Origin of the sequence: Rhodanobacter ginsengiterrae (assembly GCF_050026815.1) — a bacterium.
Taxonomy (GTDB): domain Bacteria; phylum Pseudomonadota; class Gammaproteobacteria; order Xanthomonadales; family Rhodanobacteraceae; genus Rhodanobacter; species Rhodanobacter ginsengiterrae.
Genome location: NZ_JALBWO010000051.1, coordinates 118067 through 135184, shown reverse-complemented (window position 1 = coordinate 135184; position 17118 = coordinate 118067). Strand labels below are relative to the sequence as shown.

Genomic DNA, 17118 nt, shown 5'->3' with positions numbered 1-17118 from the left:
CGGATCAGCTGCCGAGAGCGGCGCGCAGCGCCTTGCGAATGATGGCTTCGGCACTGTCGCCTTCGCTGGCAACCTTCTGCACCAGCCGGCTGACCTCGGCCGGCTTGTAGCCCAGTTGCTGCAGCGCCACGGTGGCTTCGCCGGAGGCATCCAGCGGCGCGCCCGCGCGCTGCGGCAGGTTGCCAGGCACGCTGGCGATGCCGTCGAGTCGATCGCGCAGCTCCACCACGATGCGCTCGGCGGTCTTCTTGCCGATGCCGGGGATCTTGGTCAATGCCACCACGTCGCCGACCTGTACCAGCCGCGCGAAATGATCGGTGGAGACGCCGGACAGCACCGACAGGGCAATCTTCGCGCCGATGCCGCTGACCTTCAGAAGATTGCGGAACAGCGCCCGTTCCGTCTCATGCAGGAAGCCGTACAGCGTCACGCCGTCTTCCTTCACCGCATGATGGGTAAGCAGGATCACTTCCTTGCCCAGGCCAGGCAGGTCGTAGATGGTGGACATCGGCGCCTCGACTTCGTAGCCGATGCCACCGACCTCGATCAGCAACGAAGGTGGCTGTTTGCCGATCAGGGTTCCGCGCAGTCGCCCGATCACCGGCGCCGCCTCCAGGCCGTGCGCGGAATGCCGACGCGGGCCAGGCTGGCGCGGGTGTGCGCATGGGTGACGGCGATGGCCAGCGCATCGGCGGCATCGGCCTGCAATGGGCCCTTCAGGCCGAGCAGGATGCCGATCATGTGCTGCACCTGGGTCTTGTCGCTGCGGCCACTGCCGACCACGGACTGCTTCACTTCGGTTGCCGCATATTCGTGCACCACGATCCCCTGACTGACCACTGCGCAAATGGCGGCGCCGCGCGCCTGGCCCAGCTTCAACGCCGAGTCGGGGTTGCGCGCCATGAACACGCGCTCGATCCCGCACTCAGCTGGCTGGTGGGTGGCGATGATGTCACACAGCTCGTCAAAGATGCGTTTGAGGCGCAGCGGGAAAGTCGCCTCCCCCGCCACCGCCAGCGCAGCATGGAATACATGGGTCAACTTGCCCGTGTGATCCACGTCGATGATGCCCACGCCGGTGCGCTGGCTGCCCGGGTCGATGCCGATGATGCGCGTCATGGCTGTGGCGAGGCGAAGGCCGACGGCCTTCGACTTATCCGGCAGCCTCGGTCGGCAGCAAGGCGTTGTGCGACACCTCGCTGACGTCGTCCAGCGAGTCGAGCTTTTCGAGCAGGTCCATCAGCTGTTCCAGCGCCTCTTCCGGCACCTCGACGCGATTGTTCGGGCGCATCACCACACCGGCGTGCAGGGCGCTCAGGCCAGCGTCGATCAGCGCCTGCTGCACCGCCTCGAAGTTCTCCGGCGCGCACAGCACGGTGCTTTCGCCATGCTCGTTGACGACATCGTCGGCGCCGGCTTCCAGCGCCGCTTCCAGCACTTTCTCTTCGGCCGCCGCGTCGCCACCGGTGGCGAACGCCAGCTCGCCGCAGCGGGTGAACTGGAACGCCACAGAGCCGGTGGTACCCAGGTTGCCGCCGTGCTTGGCCAGCGCGTAGCGCACGTCCGCCACGGTGCGGGTGGGGTTGTCGGTGAAGCATTCGATGATCAGCGCGGTGCCGGCCGGGCCGTAACCCTCGTAGCGCAATTCCTGCATGTCGGCGCCGCCGTCCGCGCCGGAGCCGCGCTTGACCGCGCGGTCGATGGTGTCGCGGGTCATGTTGGCCGACAAGGCCTTGTCGATCGCCGCGCGCAGCCGCGGGTTGCCGCCAGGGTCTGCCACTCCGGCGCGGGTGGCGACGGTGATTTCGCGGATCAGCTTGGTGAACACCTTGGCGCGCTTGGCGTCTTCGGCGTTCTTGCGACCTTCGATGGACGGACCTCTACCCATGACGATTCCTGCGGGATGGCGGTTGGACAAGCCGGAAATTTTACCTTCAATTCCTGCCTCGTGCCGGATCGGCAGGTGCGGCGTCTCAACGCGGCGCGGGCGAAAAATGCCCGTGGTGCAGGAATCCCGCCGCCAGCTGCGCCACTTCGGGCGAAAACAGCAGGCCGGTGTGGTTGGTTTCGACCACGCAATGATCGGCAAGCCCTGGCAGCCGGGTTTCGTCCACCGCCACGGTGCCATCGTGCTCGCCCAGGAAATGGCCCAGCATGGCGCCCAGCCCCAGCGGCGTGCGCCCGGCAATCATCCCCACCTCGCGCGCACCGTCCCAGTGTTCGAGGCCCTGCTCCAGCAACTCGCGGTTGTGCCCCAGCAGCACCTCGCCGCCACGCCCCCAGCCGGCAAAGCTGCGCGCCGCAGCACTACCCAGCAAGGGCGAACCCAGACAGACGATGCGCCCCGCCGGCAGCTCGACCGCGTCACGGCAGGCACGCAAGGCCAGCAATCCGCCCAGGCTGTGTCCGACCAGGTGCACCGCATCGGCCTCGGCCGTCAACTCGGTCATGCGTGCGCGCAGCCGATCAAGGATGCGCTGCTCGGTGGCGGCCACGCTGAGATAGTCGAAGCGGTGCACGCGAAAGCCCGCTTCCATCAGCCGGCGATGCAGCATGGACAGCGCGAAACCGCGCATCCACAGACCGTGCAGCAGGATCACGTGCTCGCTCATGGCGTGTCGCCGGAAGATCGCACGGGGAGCTGTCGGCGGATCAGCCGACAGTCTCCTTGCCGGCCGCCACGCGCACGTGCAGCTCCTTCAGCTGCGCGTCGCTCACCATCGACGGCGCATCGGTCATCAGATCCTGCGCGCTGGTGGTCTTGGGGAAGGCGATCACGTCGCGGATCGACTCGGTGCCGGCCATCAGCGCCGCGATGCGGTCGATGCCGAACGCCAGGCCACCATGCGGCGGCGCGCCGAATTTGAGTGCCTTCAACAGGAAACCGAACTTCATCTCGGCCTCCTCGGCACCGATGCCGAGCAGGTCGAACACCGTGCTCTGCATCTCCGGCCGATGGATACGGATCGAGCCGCCGCCGATCTCGTTGCCGTTCAACACCATGTCATAACCGCGGCTCACGGCGTTGTGCGGATCGGCGCGCAACTGCGCGGCGTCATCCACCTTCGGCGCGGTGAACGGGTGATGCAGGGCGACGAAGCGCTGCGCCTCGGCGTCGTACTCGAACATCGGGAAATCGGTGACCCACAGCGGCTTCCAGCTGTCCTCGACCAGGCCGCGATCCTTGCCGACCTTGAGCCGCAGCGCGCCCATGAAGTCGGTGACGGTCTTCCACGCACCGGCGCCGAAGAACACGATGTCGCCCGACTGCGCAGCAGTCGCCTTGAGTACGCCGTCCAGCGCCGCGTCGTCGAGGAACTTCGCCACCGGCGAGTTGATGCCCTCGCGGCCTTTTGCCAGATCCTCGACCTTGAGCCAGGCCAGACCCTTGGCGCCGTAGCGCGACACATATTCGGCCAGGCCATCGATGTCCTTGCGCGACAGCGTGCTGCCGCCGGGAACGCGCAGCGCGGCCACGCGGCCACCCGCGTCATTGGCCGGTTCGGCGAACACCTTGAACTCGACGTGCTTCACCGCATCGGCGATGTCGACCAGCTCCAGCGCAATTCGCAGGTCCGGCTTGTCCGAACCGAAGCGACGCATCGCATCCATCCAGGTCATGCGCGGGAATGCAGCATCCAGCTCAACGCCCTGCACTTCGCGGAACACGTGGCGGATCAATTCCTCCACGAAATCCTGCACGTCCTTTTCCTCGACGAAGGCGAACTCCAGGTCGAGCTGGGTGAATTCCGGCTGGCGGTCGGCGCGCAGGTCCTCGTCGCGGAAGCAGCGGGCGATCTGGTAGTAGCGGTCGAAGCCGGCCACCATCAGGATCTGCTTGAACAGCTGCGGCGATTGCGGCAACGCGTAGAACTGGCCCGGATGCACGCGGCTGGGCACCAGGTAATCGCGTGCGCCTTCCGGCGTGGCCTTGGTCAGGATCGGCGTTTCCACGTCCTGGAAGCCGCGTTCGTCGAGGTAGCGACGCAAGGTCTGCACCAGCCGAATCCGCTTGCGCATCATCGCCTGCATCTCGGGGCGACGCAGGTCCAGGTAGCGATAGGTCATCCGCATGTCTTCGTTCGGGTTCTCGTGCAGCGCGAACGGCAGGTCCTTCGCGGCGTTGAGAATCTCCACCGTGTCGGCGACGAGTTCGACCGTACCGGTTTTCAGCTTGTCGTTGACCGATACCCGCTGGCGGATCACGCCGGTGACGCGCAGGCAGTACTCGTTGCCGATCTCGTTCGCCACGTCAAAAGCTGCGGTGTTGTCGCGATCGATCACCACCTGGGCCAGACCTTCATGATCACGCAGGTCGACGAAGGCGACGTGGGCCTGCAGGCGGATCTTGTTGACCCATCCGCACAGGGTGACGGTCTGGCCGATCAGCGACTCATCGATGAGGCCGCAGTGGTGCGTGCGCATGCGTTGGAACTCCGGCGTCGCCGCGGCGACTTCAGACAGGGGAAAAGACCGCCAAGTTTACCACTGCCATGCGCGGAGGCGGACCGGCCGCGCCCGACCACGCCGGCCCGCCTGCGGCTTACCAGCGCCGATCGACCAGGAACTGGCCGCGGCAACCATGCGCCACCCAGACGCCGGCGCGGTTCCAGCCCCAGCTGTAGCCCTCGGTGCAGCGGGCATCGGAGAGCTGCCGCCCCAGTCGCACGCTGCCGTTGCGGCCCACGTCGACCTGGCACATCTGGTACTTCTTCTTGTTGCTGTCGCACTGCAGGCTGATCCGGCGATTCCAGTCGGGGCCGGGCTGCCAGCCACCCTGCGGGCTGCCATGACCACGGCCATGACCATTGCCATAGCCGTTGCCGTTGCCATAGCCACCGCGGTCAGCCGGGCCGAACAGACCGCGACAGCCCCGGTCGACCCACAGGGTGCCGTGGTCCATGCCCCAGCTTTGTCCCTCGATGCAGTCGCCCTTGGACTCCTGCTTGTACAACTCGACTCGCCGCCACGGCACTGAGCAACGGGAATAATGGCCATCCTTGCTTACGCAGCGCACCGGCGCGTCCGATTGCGCGCGCACCGGTGGTGCGACGGCGAGCAGACTGCCCAGCAGTCCCCCAACGATGATTCCACTGGTCCATCCGCTGATCGCACGCATCATGCTGACTCCTCGCTGGCAACGGAGGCGGCACGATCGCCGTCCTCCTGGAAGTCAGCATATCTTGCGCCGCAACGCATGAACCTGCGGCGCGTTCCGACGGTTCAGCTTCCGCCGCTTCCGGTCCCTCCCGCCGCAGGGGCGGGGCTGGGGGCCGGGGCGGGAGTCGCGGCGGCAGGCGCGGATTCGCTCGCCGCGGGCCTGGCCTCGGCAGGGCTCGCGTCGACCAGGTTGCGCTTCTTGTCGCCGTCCTTCTTGAAATCGGTCTCATACCAGCCGCTGCCGGCCAGCCGGAACGATGGCGCACTCACCCGCCGGCGCAGGCTGGAGGTGTCGCAAGCCGGACAGACCGTCGGATCGGTATCGGACAACTTCTGCAGGCGATCGAAACGATGACCGCAGTGACTGCATTCGAATTCGTAGATGGGCATGGAGGCTCCGGAAGACCAGGCCGGCACGAGGCCGGCAATCGGCCATTATCGGCGCGCCGCGGCGGATTTCAACGTGCCGGCCGGAGCATGGCCACGGACGCGACGCGGGAGTAGCCTCGAAGACGGAAGCAGAGCGCGGCCCCATCGCGGGCAAGTGGCACGCCGATAGCAGCATGGGCAGTGCCTTCACATTTGGACGTCTAAACGTCTATTGACGGATGATTTTCACATCACTAGTCTGTGGCTGCTGCAATGCAACAACCCCTATCCGGAGAATCAAATGAGCAAACGTTCCCGTACGATCACGCCGGCATGGCTACCGGCCGCGGTATGGCTTGCACTGGCTGGCAATGCCGCGGCGCAAGAGACGCCAACGCCGGCGCCGGCCAAGGCTCGCGACCTCAGCGCCGTGATCGTCACCGGCACGCGTTCCGACAGCCGGACGGAGAGCAGCTCGCTGACCCCGATCGACGTGGTCTCGGCCAAGGTGTTGCAGCAAACCGGCACCAGCGAGCTGTCCACGGCGCTGGCGCGCATCATCCCCTCGCTGAATTTCCCGCGCCCGGCCGCTGCCGACTCGGCGGACACGCAGCGTCCGGCCCAGTTGCGCGGACTGTCGCCGGATCAGGTGCTGGTGCTGGTGAATGGCAAGCGCTGGCACCCCGGCGCCATCCTGCTCAACAACGGCGTGATCGGGCGCGGCTCGCAGCCGGTGGATCTCAACACCATCCCGATGGCGGCCATCGACCACATCGAGGTGTTGCGCGACGGTGCGTCCGCGCAGTACGGCTCCGACGCGATCGCCGGCGTCATCAACATCATCCTGAAGCAGGGCGCCAAGGGGGGCGACGTCTCCATTTCCGGCGGCCAATATTCGGCGGGTGACGGCCGGCAGTGGCAGGGTGCGGCCAACTTCGGCATTCCCCTGGGCGGCGACCAGGGCTGGCTGCGCCTCACCCTGCAAAGCGGCAACCAGGACCACACCAATCGCGCCGGGCCGGACACCCGCGCCGGCTTCCCGCACCTGGGGGTGAACTTCCGCCAGGGCGATCCCGACGTCCACGACACCAATCTTCTGCTCAATGCGCAGTACAACCTCACTCCTGATGTCGAGCTCTACACCTTCGGCCACTACGGTCGCCGCCAGAGTACGTCGCCGGCATTCTTCCGCTACGGCATCAATTCACCCAAGCCGAACAATGCGCTGATTGGCCAGGTCTATCCCGACGGCTTCCTGCCGCTCGAACATGCCGACTCCACCGACGCGACCCTGGTGGCTGGCCTGCGCGGCAAGGTCGATGGCTGGCGCTGGGACCTGAGCGGCAACTACGGTCGCAACCGCGTTTCCTATGAAACCCGAAACAGCACCAACTACGCCTATCTGCACGACTTCGGCAGCGCGCCAAGCGTGTTCAGCGACGGCATCCTCAGCGCCGCGCAACAGAGCGTCGATCTGGATATCGCCAAGGACGTCACCACCGGCTGGCTGCCCAATTCGCTGACCGTGGCATTCGGTGCGCAATATCTGCGCCAGACCTATGGCATCGACGCCGGCTCGCTGCCCTCCTGGTATGTGGGCACCTCGGGCGTCTCGGGCGGCGCGCAGGGCTTCGCCGGCTGGCAGCCGGCCAACGCGGTCGACGCCTCGCGCCATGACGTCGCCGCCTACCTGGACCTGGAGACCAACCTGACCGATCGGCTCGGCGTCGCGGCCGCCGTGCGGCATGAGCATTACAGCGATTTCGGCAACACGACCTCCGGATCACTGTCGGGGCGCTTCGACTTCACCGACAGCTTTGCCATCCGCGGCAGCGCCTCGACCGGTTTCCGCGCACCCTCGCTGGGCCAGGAGTATTTCTCGCAGATCTCGTCGCTGTTCTACAGCGCCGGCAGCCTGCCGGGCCTGCCAGCGGGCATCTACAACCGCGGACTGGTTCCCGTTGGCAGCCAGATTGCCCAGTTGCTCGGCGCCCAGTCGCTCAAGCCGGAGAAGTCGAAGAACTTCACCCTGGGCACGGTGTGGAGCCCAACCGATGCACTGACCCTCAGCCTTGATGTCTATCAGATCAACATCAAGGACCGCATCGCGCTGTCGGGCGCGATCTCGACCACCACGCCGTCGGTGGTGAGCTATCTGGCGGCCAACGGCATCAACAACCTTGGCTACAGCAGCGTCAACTACTTCACCAATGCGGCGGACACCCGAACGCGCGGCGTCGACTTCGTGGGCAGCTATCTGGCCGACCTCGGCAATGCAGGCACCCTCGCCACCACGCTGAGCGCCAACTACAACCAGAATGTCGTCACCAGCGTCAAACCCAACCCGGCGGTACTGAACAATCTGGGCGTCAATTTCGTCCGCCTGAACCGCCAGGACATCCAGGGCTACCTGGCCAACTCGAGCCCGCGCAGCAAGCTCATCCTCAGCGAGCAGTACGACGTGGGCAACTGGGGCGTGACCGGCACCCTGACCCGCTATGGCCGCTACACCAATTACGTCAGCAGTCTGGCCTCCTACAACCCGAATGCGACCCCACCGGTGATTGATCAGACCTTCACGCCCAAGTGGGTGCTTGATCTGGCGGTGAATTACCATCTGAATGACTGGACCTTCTCGGTGGGCGCCGACAATGCGCTCGACACCCATCCCGACAAGAACATCGCCAACAACAGCAACAACGGCACCCTGCCCTACTCGACCTTCTCGCCATTCGGCTACAACGGCGCCTACGTCTACGGCAAGGTCCGCTACAGCTGGCAGTAAAGGGCAGGCACCATCCCGGCAACACGCACAAGCCCCGGCCCGACCGGGGCTTGTGCTTTCCCGGCGCGCTGATCGGTTGCCCGGGGCTCCAGCGCATCGGCAGGGTTGCCGGCGACCGCTGCAGCCCGGCCGGCACGGTGTCGTCCTCGCCGCCAGGCCTTGACGGATTTGCCTTACAGGACCTGCCGCCAGCACCGACAGCCTGTCTGCGGACCGCCCAGGATAATCGCCGCACATGGCCGCCGGGTGCAGCGGTTCCTGCCCGACCATGGATCACTTGACAACGCCAATCCCGCACGACCAGCATCCGGCGTGATCGCGCGACGGCCAAACGCCCACGCCGCCAGCGACACTCGTCATCCGGAATCCAGGGGGATCCGGAGATGCACCCCGGCTTGACGCCGCGCTCTTGCGTCTGCCGCGGCATCGGCCATCGATCGGGACAGCATCACGCCATTAACCGGAGGGGACTTGATGAAACTCGCAAACCGTACACGCCTGCTGGGCGCAACCCTGGCCTTCGCGCTGACCGCAAGTGCGGCCAGCGTAGCCCGCGAAGCGCCGACCATGACCGTCGCCGTGATCGACTTCACCAACCAGACCAGTTCCGCGAACTGGTGGAATGGCGACGTCGGCAACCAGCTGGCCGACGTGCTCAGCAACGAATTGAGCGCCACCGGCGACTTCAAGGTGATCGAACGCCAGAAAATCGATGCCGTGCTGGCCGAGCAGGATCTGGCCGCCTCCTCGCGCATGCGTCCCGGCAGCACGCCGCACACCGGCAACATCACCGGCGCCCAGTACCTGGTCACCGGCAGCGTTGCCGCTTACACCGAGGACACGTCCAAGACGGGCGGCGGCCTCAACATCGCGGGCTTCCGCGTGGGCGGCGGCAAGTCCCAGGCCTATGTGGCGATCGATCTGCGGGTGATCGACGCGGAAACTTCCGAGGTGGTGTATTCACGCACGGTCGAGGGCAACAGTTCCGGCGGCGGGGTCAGTCTGAGCGGCTTCACCCACGGCGTCGGCGGTGACTTCGGCCACTCGAAGAAGACGCCGGCCAGCAAGGCCGTACGCGCGGCGCTGATCGAGGCCACCGACTACCTGGATTGCGTGATGGTCAAGCGCGACGGCTGCGAGGCCCGCTACCAGCAGAAGGAACAGCGCCGCCGCGACAACGACAAGAAGGTGCTCGACCTCGAGTGAGCCCGGGCGAAAGCTGCGCCGGGTCAGAGGCAGCATCGCTCAAACCGCAGGGCCATCCGGCAAGGATGGCCCTGTTTCGTTCAGGCGGAGCCGGACTGCCGGCGCCGCATCAGGACTTGCGAAACACCAGCTGTCCGCCCTCGGCGGCGACCGTCACCGTATCACCCGACTGGAAACGCCCTTCGAGGATCTGTTTCGCCAGCGGATTCTCCAGCTGCTGCTGGATCGCCCGCTTCAATGGCCGCGCACCGTACACCGGATCAAAGCCCACGTTGCCAAGCAGGGCCAGCGCCTCGTCAGCGATGTCGAGCTTCAGCTGACGCTCGGCCAGCCGCCGCTCCAGATACTGCAGCTGGATCTTCGCGATGGCGCGGATCTGCGTCTTGTCCAACGGACGGAACACCACGATTTCATCGAGCCGGTTGATGAACTCGGGGCGGAAGTGCGCCTGCACCACGCCCATCACCGAAGCCTTCATCTGGGTGTACTGCTCCTCCGCGTCGCCGCCGTTTTCCGCGGCGTCCTGGATCATCTGCGAGCCCAGGTTCGAGGTCATCACGATCACCGTGTTGCGGAAGTCCACGGTGCGGCCCTGGCCGTCGGTCAGACGGCCATCGTCGAGCACCTGAAGCAGGATGTTGAACACGTCCGGATGCGCCTTCTCGACCTCATCCAGCAGGATCACGCTGTACGGCCGCCGGCGTACCGCCTCGGTCAGGTAACCGCCCTCCTCGTAACCCACGTAGCCGGGGGGCGCACCGACCAGGCGCGAGACGGAGTGCTTCTCCATGAACTCGCTCATGTCGATGCGCACCATCGCGTCGGTGGTGTCGAACATGAATTCGGCCAGCGCCTTGCACAATTCGGTCTTGCCCACGCCGGTGGGGCCGAGGAACAGGAACGAGCCGTTCGGCCGGTTCGGGTCGGACAGCCCGGCGCGCGAACGACGGATCGCGTCGGAGACCGCATGCACGGCCTCGTCCTGGCCGACCACGCGCTTGTGCAACTGGTCTTCCATGTGCAGCAGTTTCTCGCGTTCGCCCTCGAGCATCTTGCTGACCGGGATGCCGGTCCAGCGGCTCACCACTTCGGCGATCTCCTCGGCGGTGACCTTGTCCTGCAACAACTTGAAATCCTGCTGCTCGGCGGCCTGCGCCGCGGCCAGCTGCTTTTCCAGTTCCGGCAGCTGGCCATACTGGATCTCGCTCATGCGGGCGTAATCCTGACCGCGCTGGGCAGTCTCCAACTCCAGGCGCGCCGCTTCGATCTGCTCCTTGACCTTGGTCGTGCCCTGCAATGCAGCCTTCTCGGATTTCCAGATTTCGTTCAGATCGGAGAACTCGCGCTCAAGCTTGTCGACGTCGGTTTCCAGATCGACCAGGCGCTGCTTCGACTCGCTGTCCTTTTCCTTCTTCAGCATCTCGCGCTGGATCTTCAGCTGGATCAGCCGACGCTCCAGCCGATCGAGTTCCTCCGGCTTGGAGTCGATCTCCATGCGGATGCGCGAGGCGGCTTCGTCCATCAGGTCGATCGCCTTGTCCGGCAGCTGGCGGTCGGGGATATAGCGATGTGACAGCGTGGCCGCGGCGACGATCGCCGGGTCGGTGATCTCCACGCCGTGATGCACCGCGTAACGTTCCTTCAGCCCGCGCAGGATCGCGATGGTGTCCTCCACGCTGGGCTCGCCCACGAAGATCTTCTGGAAACGGCGTTCCAGCGCGGCATCCTTCTCGATGTACTTGCGGTATTCGTCCAGCGTGGTGGCGCCGATGCAGTGCAACTCACCGCGCGCCAGCGCCGGCTTGAGCATGTTGCCCGCGTCCATCGCGCCGTCCGCCTTGCCGGCACCGACCATGGTGTGCAGCTCGTCGATGAACAGGATCACCCGGCCTTCCTGCTTGGCCAGGTCGCTGAGCACCGCCTTCAGGCGCTCCTCGAACTCGCCGCGGAATTTCGCGCCGGCGATCAGTGCGCCCATGTCCAGCGCCAGCAAGCGGCGATCGCGCAGACCCTCGGGCACCTCGCCCTTGATGATGCGCTGGGCCAGCCCTTCGACGATCGCGGTCTTGCCCACGCCAGGTTCGCCGATCAATACCGGGTTGTTCTTGGTGCGCCGCTGCAGCACCTGGATGGTGCGGCGAATTTCCTCGTCGCGACCGATCACCGGATCGAGCTTGCCCTTCTCGGCGCGCTCGGTGAGATCGATGCAGTATTTCTCCAGCGCCTGGCGCTGCTCCTCGGCGTTCTCGCTCTGCACCTTCTCGCCGCCGCGCAGCTTGTCGATCGCGGCCTCGAGATTCGGCTTCGTCGCCCCGGCCGCCTTCAACGCGGCGCCGAGTTCGCCCTTGTCATCCAGTGCGGCCAGCACGAACAGCTCGCTGGCGATGAACTGGTCGCCGCGCTGCTGGGCGAGCTTGTCGGTGAGGTTGAGCAGACGATTGAGATCGTTGCCGAGGTTGATGTTGCCTTCCTGGCCGCTGACCCGCGGCAGCGCGTCGAGCATGCCCGCGACACGTTGCCGCAGGGCCGGCACATTGACCTGCGCCTGGGTCAGCAACGGCGCCGTCGAGCCGCCCTGCTGATCGAGCAGGGCCGCCATCACGTGGGCCGGCTCGAGCATGTTGTTGTCGCGACCCACGGCCAGTGATTGCGCGTCGGCCAGCGCCTGCTGGAACCGCGAAGTGAGTTTGTCCATCCGCATGTCGATGACCCCCGAAGCCGGTTTGACGGTGCATCCGCCACTCAGCCGAAAATGCGGTCGGCTCGACGCGATTCAAGTCGGCGAGAGGCATGCCGGCACCACTGCCGGCATGGCCGACTCTTCACATTCACCCTGCTACGGTGACCGTGATGTCCATTGCACAACCCGTCCCTTCCATGTCACGCCTTCCGCTGCCTGCCCCTGCATTGCCCTGCACCGGCGCCACCTGGGCCTTGCTTCTCGATGTCGACGGTACCCTGCTCGACTTCGTAGACGATCCGCACGCGGTGCGGGTGAGTCATGGACTGCTGGCCCTGTTGCACGCGCTGCATCGGGCGACGGCAGGCGCCATGGCGCTGGTCAGCGGGCGCGAGATTGACGACCTCGACCGGATATTTGCCCGCCCGCGCTGGGCCGCCATAGGCATGCACGGGCTGGAACTGCGCCATGCCCATGGCGGCTTTCGCCGCCTCACCGTGCCGCAGATGCAGCAGGCGCGCATGCACCGCGAGGCGCTGGCGCTGGCCGCGCGTTTCGAGGGCGTGCAAGTCGAGAACAAGCAGCTGGCCGTCGCGCTGCACTGCCGGCAGTCACCGGATCAGCTCGACCGCCTGCGCGAAGCCGCTGCCGCTCTGGTAACGCGCCTGCCCGGCTACGAGTTGCAGCCAGGCAACCAGGTGCTGGAGTTCAAGCCGGCCGGCATGGACAAGGGCCAGGCCGTGCGGGAACTGCTGCAGCACGAGCCGTTCGCCGGTCGCGTGCCGGTCTATCTGGGCGACGACCTCACTGACGAACATGCCTTTGCCGCGGTCAACCAGCGGCAGGGGATCAGCATCCGCGTCGGCGATCGCGAGCCGAGCGCGGCCCACTTCACCCTGCCCGACCCCGCTGCGACGGAGGCCTGGTTGACCCGCGTCCTGGACGCATTGACGCACGGAGTCCTTACCCATGCCCGACTTCCCGACGGAGGCCTGCGCCAGCCTTGAGCTCGGCGTGATCGGCAACGGCAGCGTTGCCGCCCTGATCGACCCGCATGCACGCATTGTCTGGTGCTGCCTGCCACGCTTCGACGCCGATGCCAGCTTCTGCAACCTGCTCTCGCCAGGAATCGACGGCGGCGACTGGACGATCGAACTGGAGGACTTCGACCACGTCGAGCAGTTCTACCTGGCCAATACCGCCGTGCTGGTGACGCGATTGTTCGACCGCCATGGCGGCGCCATCGAGATCACCGATTTTGCGCCCCGGCATCGCACGCATGGGCGCCTCTACCATCCGGAAATGCTGGTGCGCCGGGTGGCGCCGATCGCCGGATCACCGCGCATTCGCGTCCGCCTGCGGCCGTTGTGCGACTACGGCGCACGAATGCCGCAAACAACCTCCGGCAGCAACCACATCCGCTACCTGCTCAGCGACGTGGTGCAGCGTCTGACTACCGACGTGGCGCCGCCAATGATCGAGCGCCAGCTGCCGTTCGGACTGGACCGGCCGGCGCACTTCGTCTTCGGTCCGGATGAAACCCTGGCCGACAACGTGGCCGACTTCACCCACCTGGCGCTGGAGCGCACGCTGGATTACTGGCGCGAATGGGTGCGCTACCTGTCGATTCCCTACGAGTGGCAGGAGGCGGTGATCCGCGCGGCGATCACGCTGAAGCTGTGCCAGTACGAGGCCACCGGCGCGATCGTCGCCGCGCTCACCACCTCGATCCCCGAATCGGCCGGCAGCGCGCGCAACTGGGATTACCGCTATTGCTGGCTGCGCGACGCCGCCTTCACCGTGCGCGCGCTCAACCGGCTGGGTGCCACGCGATCGATGGAGGAATACATCCGTTACACCTTCAATCTGATCGCGCCTCGCAGTGAGGGCGAGCTGGGCCCGGTGTTCGGCATCACCTTCGAGGACGAACTGACCGAACGCCGGGTGGACAGCCTTGCCGGCTACCGCGGCATGGGCCCGGTGCGGGTCGGCAACGACGCCTGGCGCCAACGCCAGAACGACGTGTACGGCTCGGTGGTGCTGGCTTCGGCGCAGCTCTTCTTCGATCGCCGGCTGCAGCATCGCGGCGACGAGGTGACGTTCCGTCGGCTGGAGCACATGGGTGCGATGGCGCTGCGCATGGCCGAGCAGACCGATGCCGGCCTGTGGGAGTTCCGTGGCCGCGCCGCCATCCACACCTATTCCGCCGCAATGTGCTGGGCCGCCTGCGATCGCCTCGCGCACATCGCCACCGAGCTGGGCCTGGACGACCGCGCGCGTTACTGGCACGAGCAGGCGGTGCAACTGCATGCGCGCATCGAGGCGCGCGCGTGGAACGAAAAGCTCGGCCATTTCGTCGACGCCTACGATGGCGAGCACCTGGACGCGAGCCTGCTGCTGCTGGCCGACATCGGCTTTCTCGAAGCGGATGACCCACGCTTTGTCGCCACCGTCGATGCGATCGGGCTGGCGCTGGGCCGCGGCGACTACCTGTTCCGCTATATCGCACCGGATGACTTCGGCGCCCCGGAGACCAGCTTCAACATCTGCACCTTCTGGTATATCGAGGCGCTGGCCGCCACCGGCCGCAAGGAACGCGCGCGGGCCATGTTCGAGCACATGCTGAAGCAGCGCAACGCGCTGGGCCTGCTGTCCGAGGACATCGCCCCGGCCAGCGGCGAGCATTGGGGCAACTATCCGCAGACCTACTCGCTGGTCGGCCTGATCCAGGCCGCCATGCGGCTGTCGCGACGCTGGGAGGAGGCGCTGTGATGACCGCGGCGAAGCGCGCGGGCCGCCTGGTAGTGGTGTCCAACCGGGTCGCGCTGCCGCGCCAGACCGCGGCCGGCGGCCTGGCCTCGGCGCTGCAGGCGGCGCTGCGCGAGCGCGGCGGGCTGTGGTTCGGCTGGAGCGGCAGGATTGGCGCGGACACCGCGGCGGAGCTGCACCAGGTGCACGATGGCAAGGTCGACTACGCCACCGTCGACCTGTCGCGCGCAGACCACGACGACTTCTACACCGGTTTCGCCAATGGCACGCTGTGGCCGATGCTGCACTACCGGCCCGACCTGGTCGACTATCAGCGCAGCCATCTGGACGGCTATCTGCGCGTCAACGAGATCTTCGCCGACCGGCTGTGCCAGCTGATCAGCCCCGACGACACCCTCTGGATCCATGACTACCATCTGATTCCGCTGGCGGCGATGCTGCGCAAGCGCGGCGTGAAAAACCGCATCGGCTTTTTCCTGCATACGCCGTTGCCCGCCGCCGGCCTGCTCATCGCGCTGCCCAATCACCGCGAGCTGTTGGAAACGCTGGCCAGCTATGACCTGGTGGGCGTGCACACGGCACGTGACCTGCGCGCTCTGGAAGACTATTTCCTGCACGAGGCCGGGGCCGCGATGCGCCTGGGCGGGCGCATGCGCGCCGCCAACGGGCGACTGTTCCGCGCTGCGGCTTTTCCGATCAGCATCGATACGGCGGGCATCGCCGACGCGGCCCGCAGCGCCGCATCGCTCAAGGAAATCGGCCAGCTGCGCACCAGCCTCGAAGGCCGCTCGCTGATCATCGGGGTCGATCGCCTGGATTACTCCAAGGGCCTGCCGGAACGCTTCCAGGCCTATGCGCGCCTGCTGGAGCATGCGCCGGAGCTGCATCGCCAGGTCACCTTCCTGCAGATCGCGCCGCCCTCGCGCGGCGCGGTGCTGGAATACCGCCAGATCCGCCGCGAGCTGGAGCGCAGTGCCGGCCACATCAACGGCAAGTACGCCACGCCGGACTGGGCGCCGATCCGCTACATCAACAAGTCGTTCGCGCACCGGCTGCTGACCGGCTACTACCGCAGCGCGCGGGTGGGCCTGGTGACGCCATTGCGCGACGGCATGAACCTGGTGGCCAAGGAGTACGTGGCCTGCCAGGACCCGGCGGATCCGGGCGTGCTGGTGCTGTCGCGTTTCGCCGGCGCCGCGTTCGAACTCAGCGAAGCGCTGCTGGTGAATCCGGCCGACACCGAGGAAGTCGCCGACGCGCTGCAGACCGCATTGAACATGCCGCTGGCCGAACGCCGTGAACGCTGGCGATCGATGATGGACACGCTGCAGAAGAACGACATCACGCAATGGCGCAGCAACTTCCTGCAGACGCTGCGCGCTCAGTCCTGATCCAGCCAGATCAGGCTGGCGAAGCGGCCGCTGTCGGCGCCATCGCGGCGGTACGAATAGAAGCGCGGGTCGGCCAGGGTGTCGAAGCCACCGCCATGGATCCGGGTCACGCCGAGCTTCGCCAGCCGCTGTCGTGCCAGTCCGGCCAGATCGCAGCGCCAGTGGCCGGGGCGAGTGGCGACGAAACATTCCGCCGCTGCCGCATCATGGTCGACGAAGGCCGCGCGCACCTCCTCGCCCACCTCGTAGGAGGCCGCGCCGATGCACGGGCCCAGCCAGGCCAGCACCCGCCCCGGCGCCGCCATCATCTGGCTCAGCGTGGCTTCCAGCACGCCGCCGGCCAGACCGCGCCAGCCCGCGTGCGCGGCACCGATCTCGCTGCCGTCGGCGGCGCAGAACAGCACCGGCAGGCAGTCGGCGGTAAGGATCGACAGCACGGTGCCCGGAATATGCGAGATCGCGGCGTCGGCTTGCGGCTCGTTGCTGCTGGGCAGGGGGCCGAGTTCGGCCACTTCGCTGCCGTGTACCTGATGCAGCCAGCGCGGCTCCGCCGGCAGGCGCAGTGCCTGCTGCAACGCGCTGCGGTTGGCAATCACCGCATCCGTGGCGTCACGACTGCGCAGGCCGAGGTTGAAACGCTCGAACGGCGGCGCCGAAACGCCAGGGCCCAGTCGCGTGGTGACGGCGGCATGTACCTGCGATGGCGCGGGCCAGTCGGGGAAGATCCAGCTTTCGGTCATGGGCTCGGGAACGGGAAA

General features: G+C 66.6%; 14 protein-coding genes. 5 read left to right on the top strand and 9 right to left on the bottom strand.

The genetic code is table 11. From position 1 onward, the window contains the following. Nucleotides 1-4 precede the first annotated feature (4 nt). From ruvA to ACQGNJ_RS07520, 7 genes are all read right to left on the bottom strand, one after another. On the bottom strand, nucleotides 5-601 hold the full coding sequence (gene ruvA / locus ACQGNJ_RS07550; RefSeq protein WP_426688620.1) for a Holliday junction branch migration protein RuvA: 597 nt from the start codon (nucleotides 599-601) through the stop codon (nucleotides 5-7). Then, nucleotides 598-1119 (bottom strand): crossover junction endodeoxyribonuclease RuvC, encoded by a 522-nt coding sequence (gene ruvC / locus ACQGNJ_RS07545; RefSeq protein ID WP_426688619.1) that lies wholly within the window; start codon nucleotides 1117-1119, stop codon nucleotides 598-600. The genes ruvA and ruvC overlap by 4 nt, the downstream gene beginning before the upstream one ends. Before the next feature lie 34 nt (nucleotides 1120-1153). After that, complete coding sequence (locus tag ACQGNJ_RS07540; RefSeq protein ID WP_426688618.1) at nucleotides 1154-1888, bottom strand: YebC/PmpR family DNA-binding transcriptional regulator; 735 nt, start codon at nucleotides 1886-1888, stop codon at nucleotides 1154-1156. An 85-nt stretch (nucleotides 1889-1973) separates the two neighbouring features. Further along, nucleotides 1974-2612, bottom strand: a complete 639-nt coding sequence (locus tag ACQGNJ_RS07535; RefSeq protein WP_426688617.1) for an esterase/lipase family protein — start codon at nucleotides 2610-2612, stop codon at nucleotides 1974-1976. A 40-nt stretch (nucleotides 2613-2652) separates the two neighbouring features. Beyond that, complete coding sequence (gene aspS / locus ACQGNJ_RS07530) at nucleotides 2653-4425, bottom strand: aspartate--tRNA ligase (protein WP_426688616.1); 1773 nt, start codon at nucleotides 4423-4425, stop codon at nucleotides 2653-2655. A 118-nt stretch (nucleotides 4426-4543) separates the two neighbouring features. Next, a complete protein-coding gene (locus ACQGNJ_RS07525) occupies nucleotides 4544-5119 on the bottom strand; it encodes a DUF3011 domain-containing protein (protein WP_426688651.1) in 576 nt (191 codons plus the stop codon). Nucleotides 5120-5223: 104 nt separating this feature from the next. Then, nucleotides 5224-5550 carry an FmdB family zinc ribbon protein gene (locus ACQGNJ_RS07520; protein ID WP_426688615.1) on the bottom strand — a complete coding sequence of 109 codons (327 nt, stop codon included), beginning with the start codon at nucleotides 5548-5550 and terminating at the stop codon, nucleotides 5224-5226. 280 nt (nucleotides 5551-5830) lie between these two features. On the opposite strand from ACQGNJ_RS07520, the gene ACQGNJ_RS07515 reads away from it, so the two are divergent. Both ACQGNJ_RS07515 and ACQGNJ_RS07510 read left to right on the top strand, forming a co-directional pair. After that, the gene (locus tag ACQGNJ_RS07515) at nucleotides 5831-8314 is read left to right on the top strand and encodes a TonB-dependent receptor plug domain-containing protein (protein WP_426688614.1); all 2484 of its coding nucleotides are present in this window, start codon (nucleotides 5831-5833) and stop codon (nucleotides 8312-8314) included. Nucleotides 8315-8788: 474 nt separating this feature from the next. Continuing rightward, complete coding sequence (locus tag ACQGNJ_RS07510; protein WP_426688613.1) at nucleotides 8789-9520, top strand: CsgG/HfaB family protein; 732 nt, start codon at nucleotides 8789-8791, stop codon at nucleotides 9518-9520. Nucleotides 9521-9629: 109 nt separating this feature from the next. Here ACQGNJ_RS07510 and clpB read toward each other — a convergent pair whose 3' ends face one another. Next, nucleotides 9630-12221, bottom strand: a complete 2592-nt coding sequence (gene clpB, locus ACQGNJ_RS07505) for an ATP-dependent chaperone ClpB (RefSeq protein ID WP_426688612.1) — start codon at nucleotides 12219-12221, stop codon at nucleotides 9630-9632. Nucleotides 12222-12397: 176 nt separating this feature from the next. On the opposite strand from clpB, the gene otsB reads away from it, so the two are divergent. Genes otsB through otsA form a run of 3 tightly spaced genes read left to right on the top strand, consistent with a single transcriptional unit; the run spans nucleotide 12398 to nucleotide 16360 of the window. Further along, a complete protein-coding gene (gene otsB / locus ACQGNJ_RS07500) occupies nucleotides 12398-13207 on the top strand; it encodes a trehalose-phosphatase (RefSeq protein ID WP_426688611.1) in 810 nt (269 codons plus the stop codon). Then, nucleotides 13170-14972 carry a glycoside hydrolase family 15 protein gene (locus ACQGNJ_RS07495; protein ID WP_426688610.1) on the top strand — a complete coding sequence of 601 codons (1803 nt, stop codon included), beginning with the start codon at nucleotides 13170-13172 and terminating at the stop codon, nucleotides 14970-14972. The genes otsB and ACQGNJ_RS07495 overlap by 38 nt, the downstream gene beginning before the upstream one ends. Further along, nucleotides 14972-16360 (top strand): alpha,alpha-trehalose-phosphate synthase (UDP-forming), encoded by a 1389-nt coding sequence (gene otsA / locus ACQGNJ_RS07490; RefSeq protein ID WP_426688609.1) that lies wholly within the window; start codon nucleotides 14972-14974, stop codon nucleotides 16358-16360. Before ACQGNJ_RS07495 ends, otsA begins: the two co-directional genes overlap by 1 nt. Here otsA and pgeF read toward each other — a convergent pair. Beyond that, the gene (gene pgeF / locus ACQGNJ_RS07485) at nucleotides 16351-17100 is read right to left on the bottom strand and encodes a peptidoglycan editing factor PgeF (RefSeq protein ID WP_426688608.1); all 750 of its coding nucleotides are present in this window, start codon (nucleotides 17098-17100) and stop codon (nucleotides 16351-16353) included. The genes otsA and pgeF overlap by 10 nt on opposite strands. Nucleotides 17101-17118: the final 18 nt, after the last annotated feature.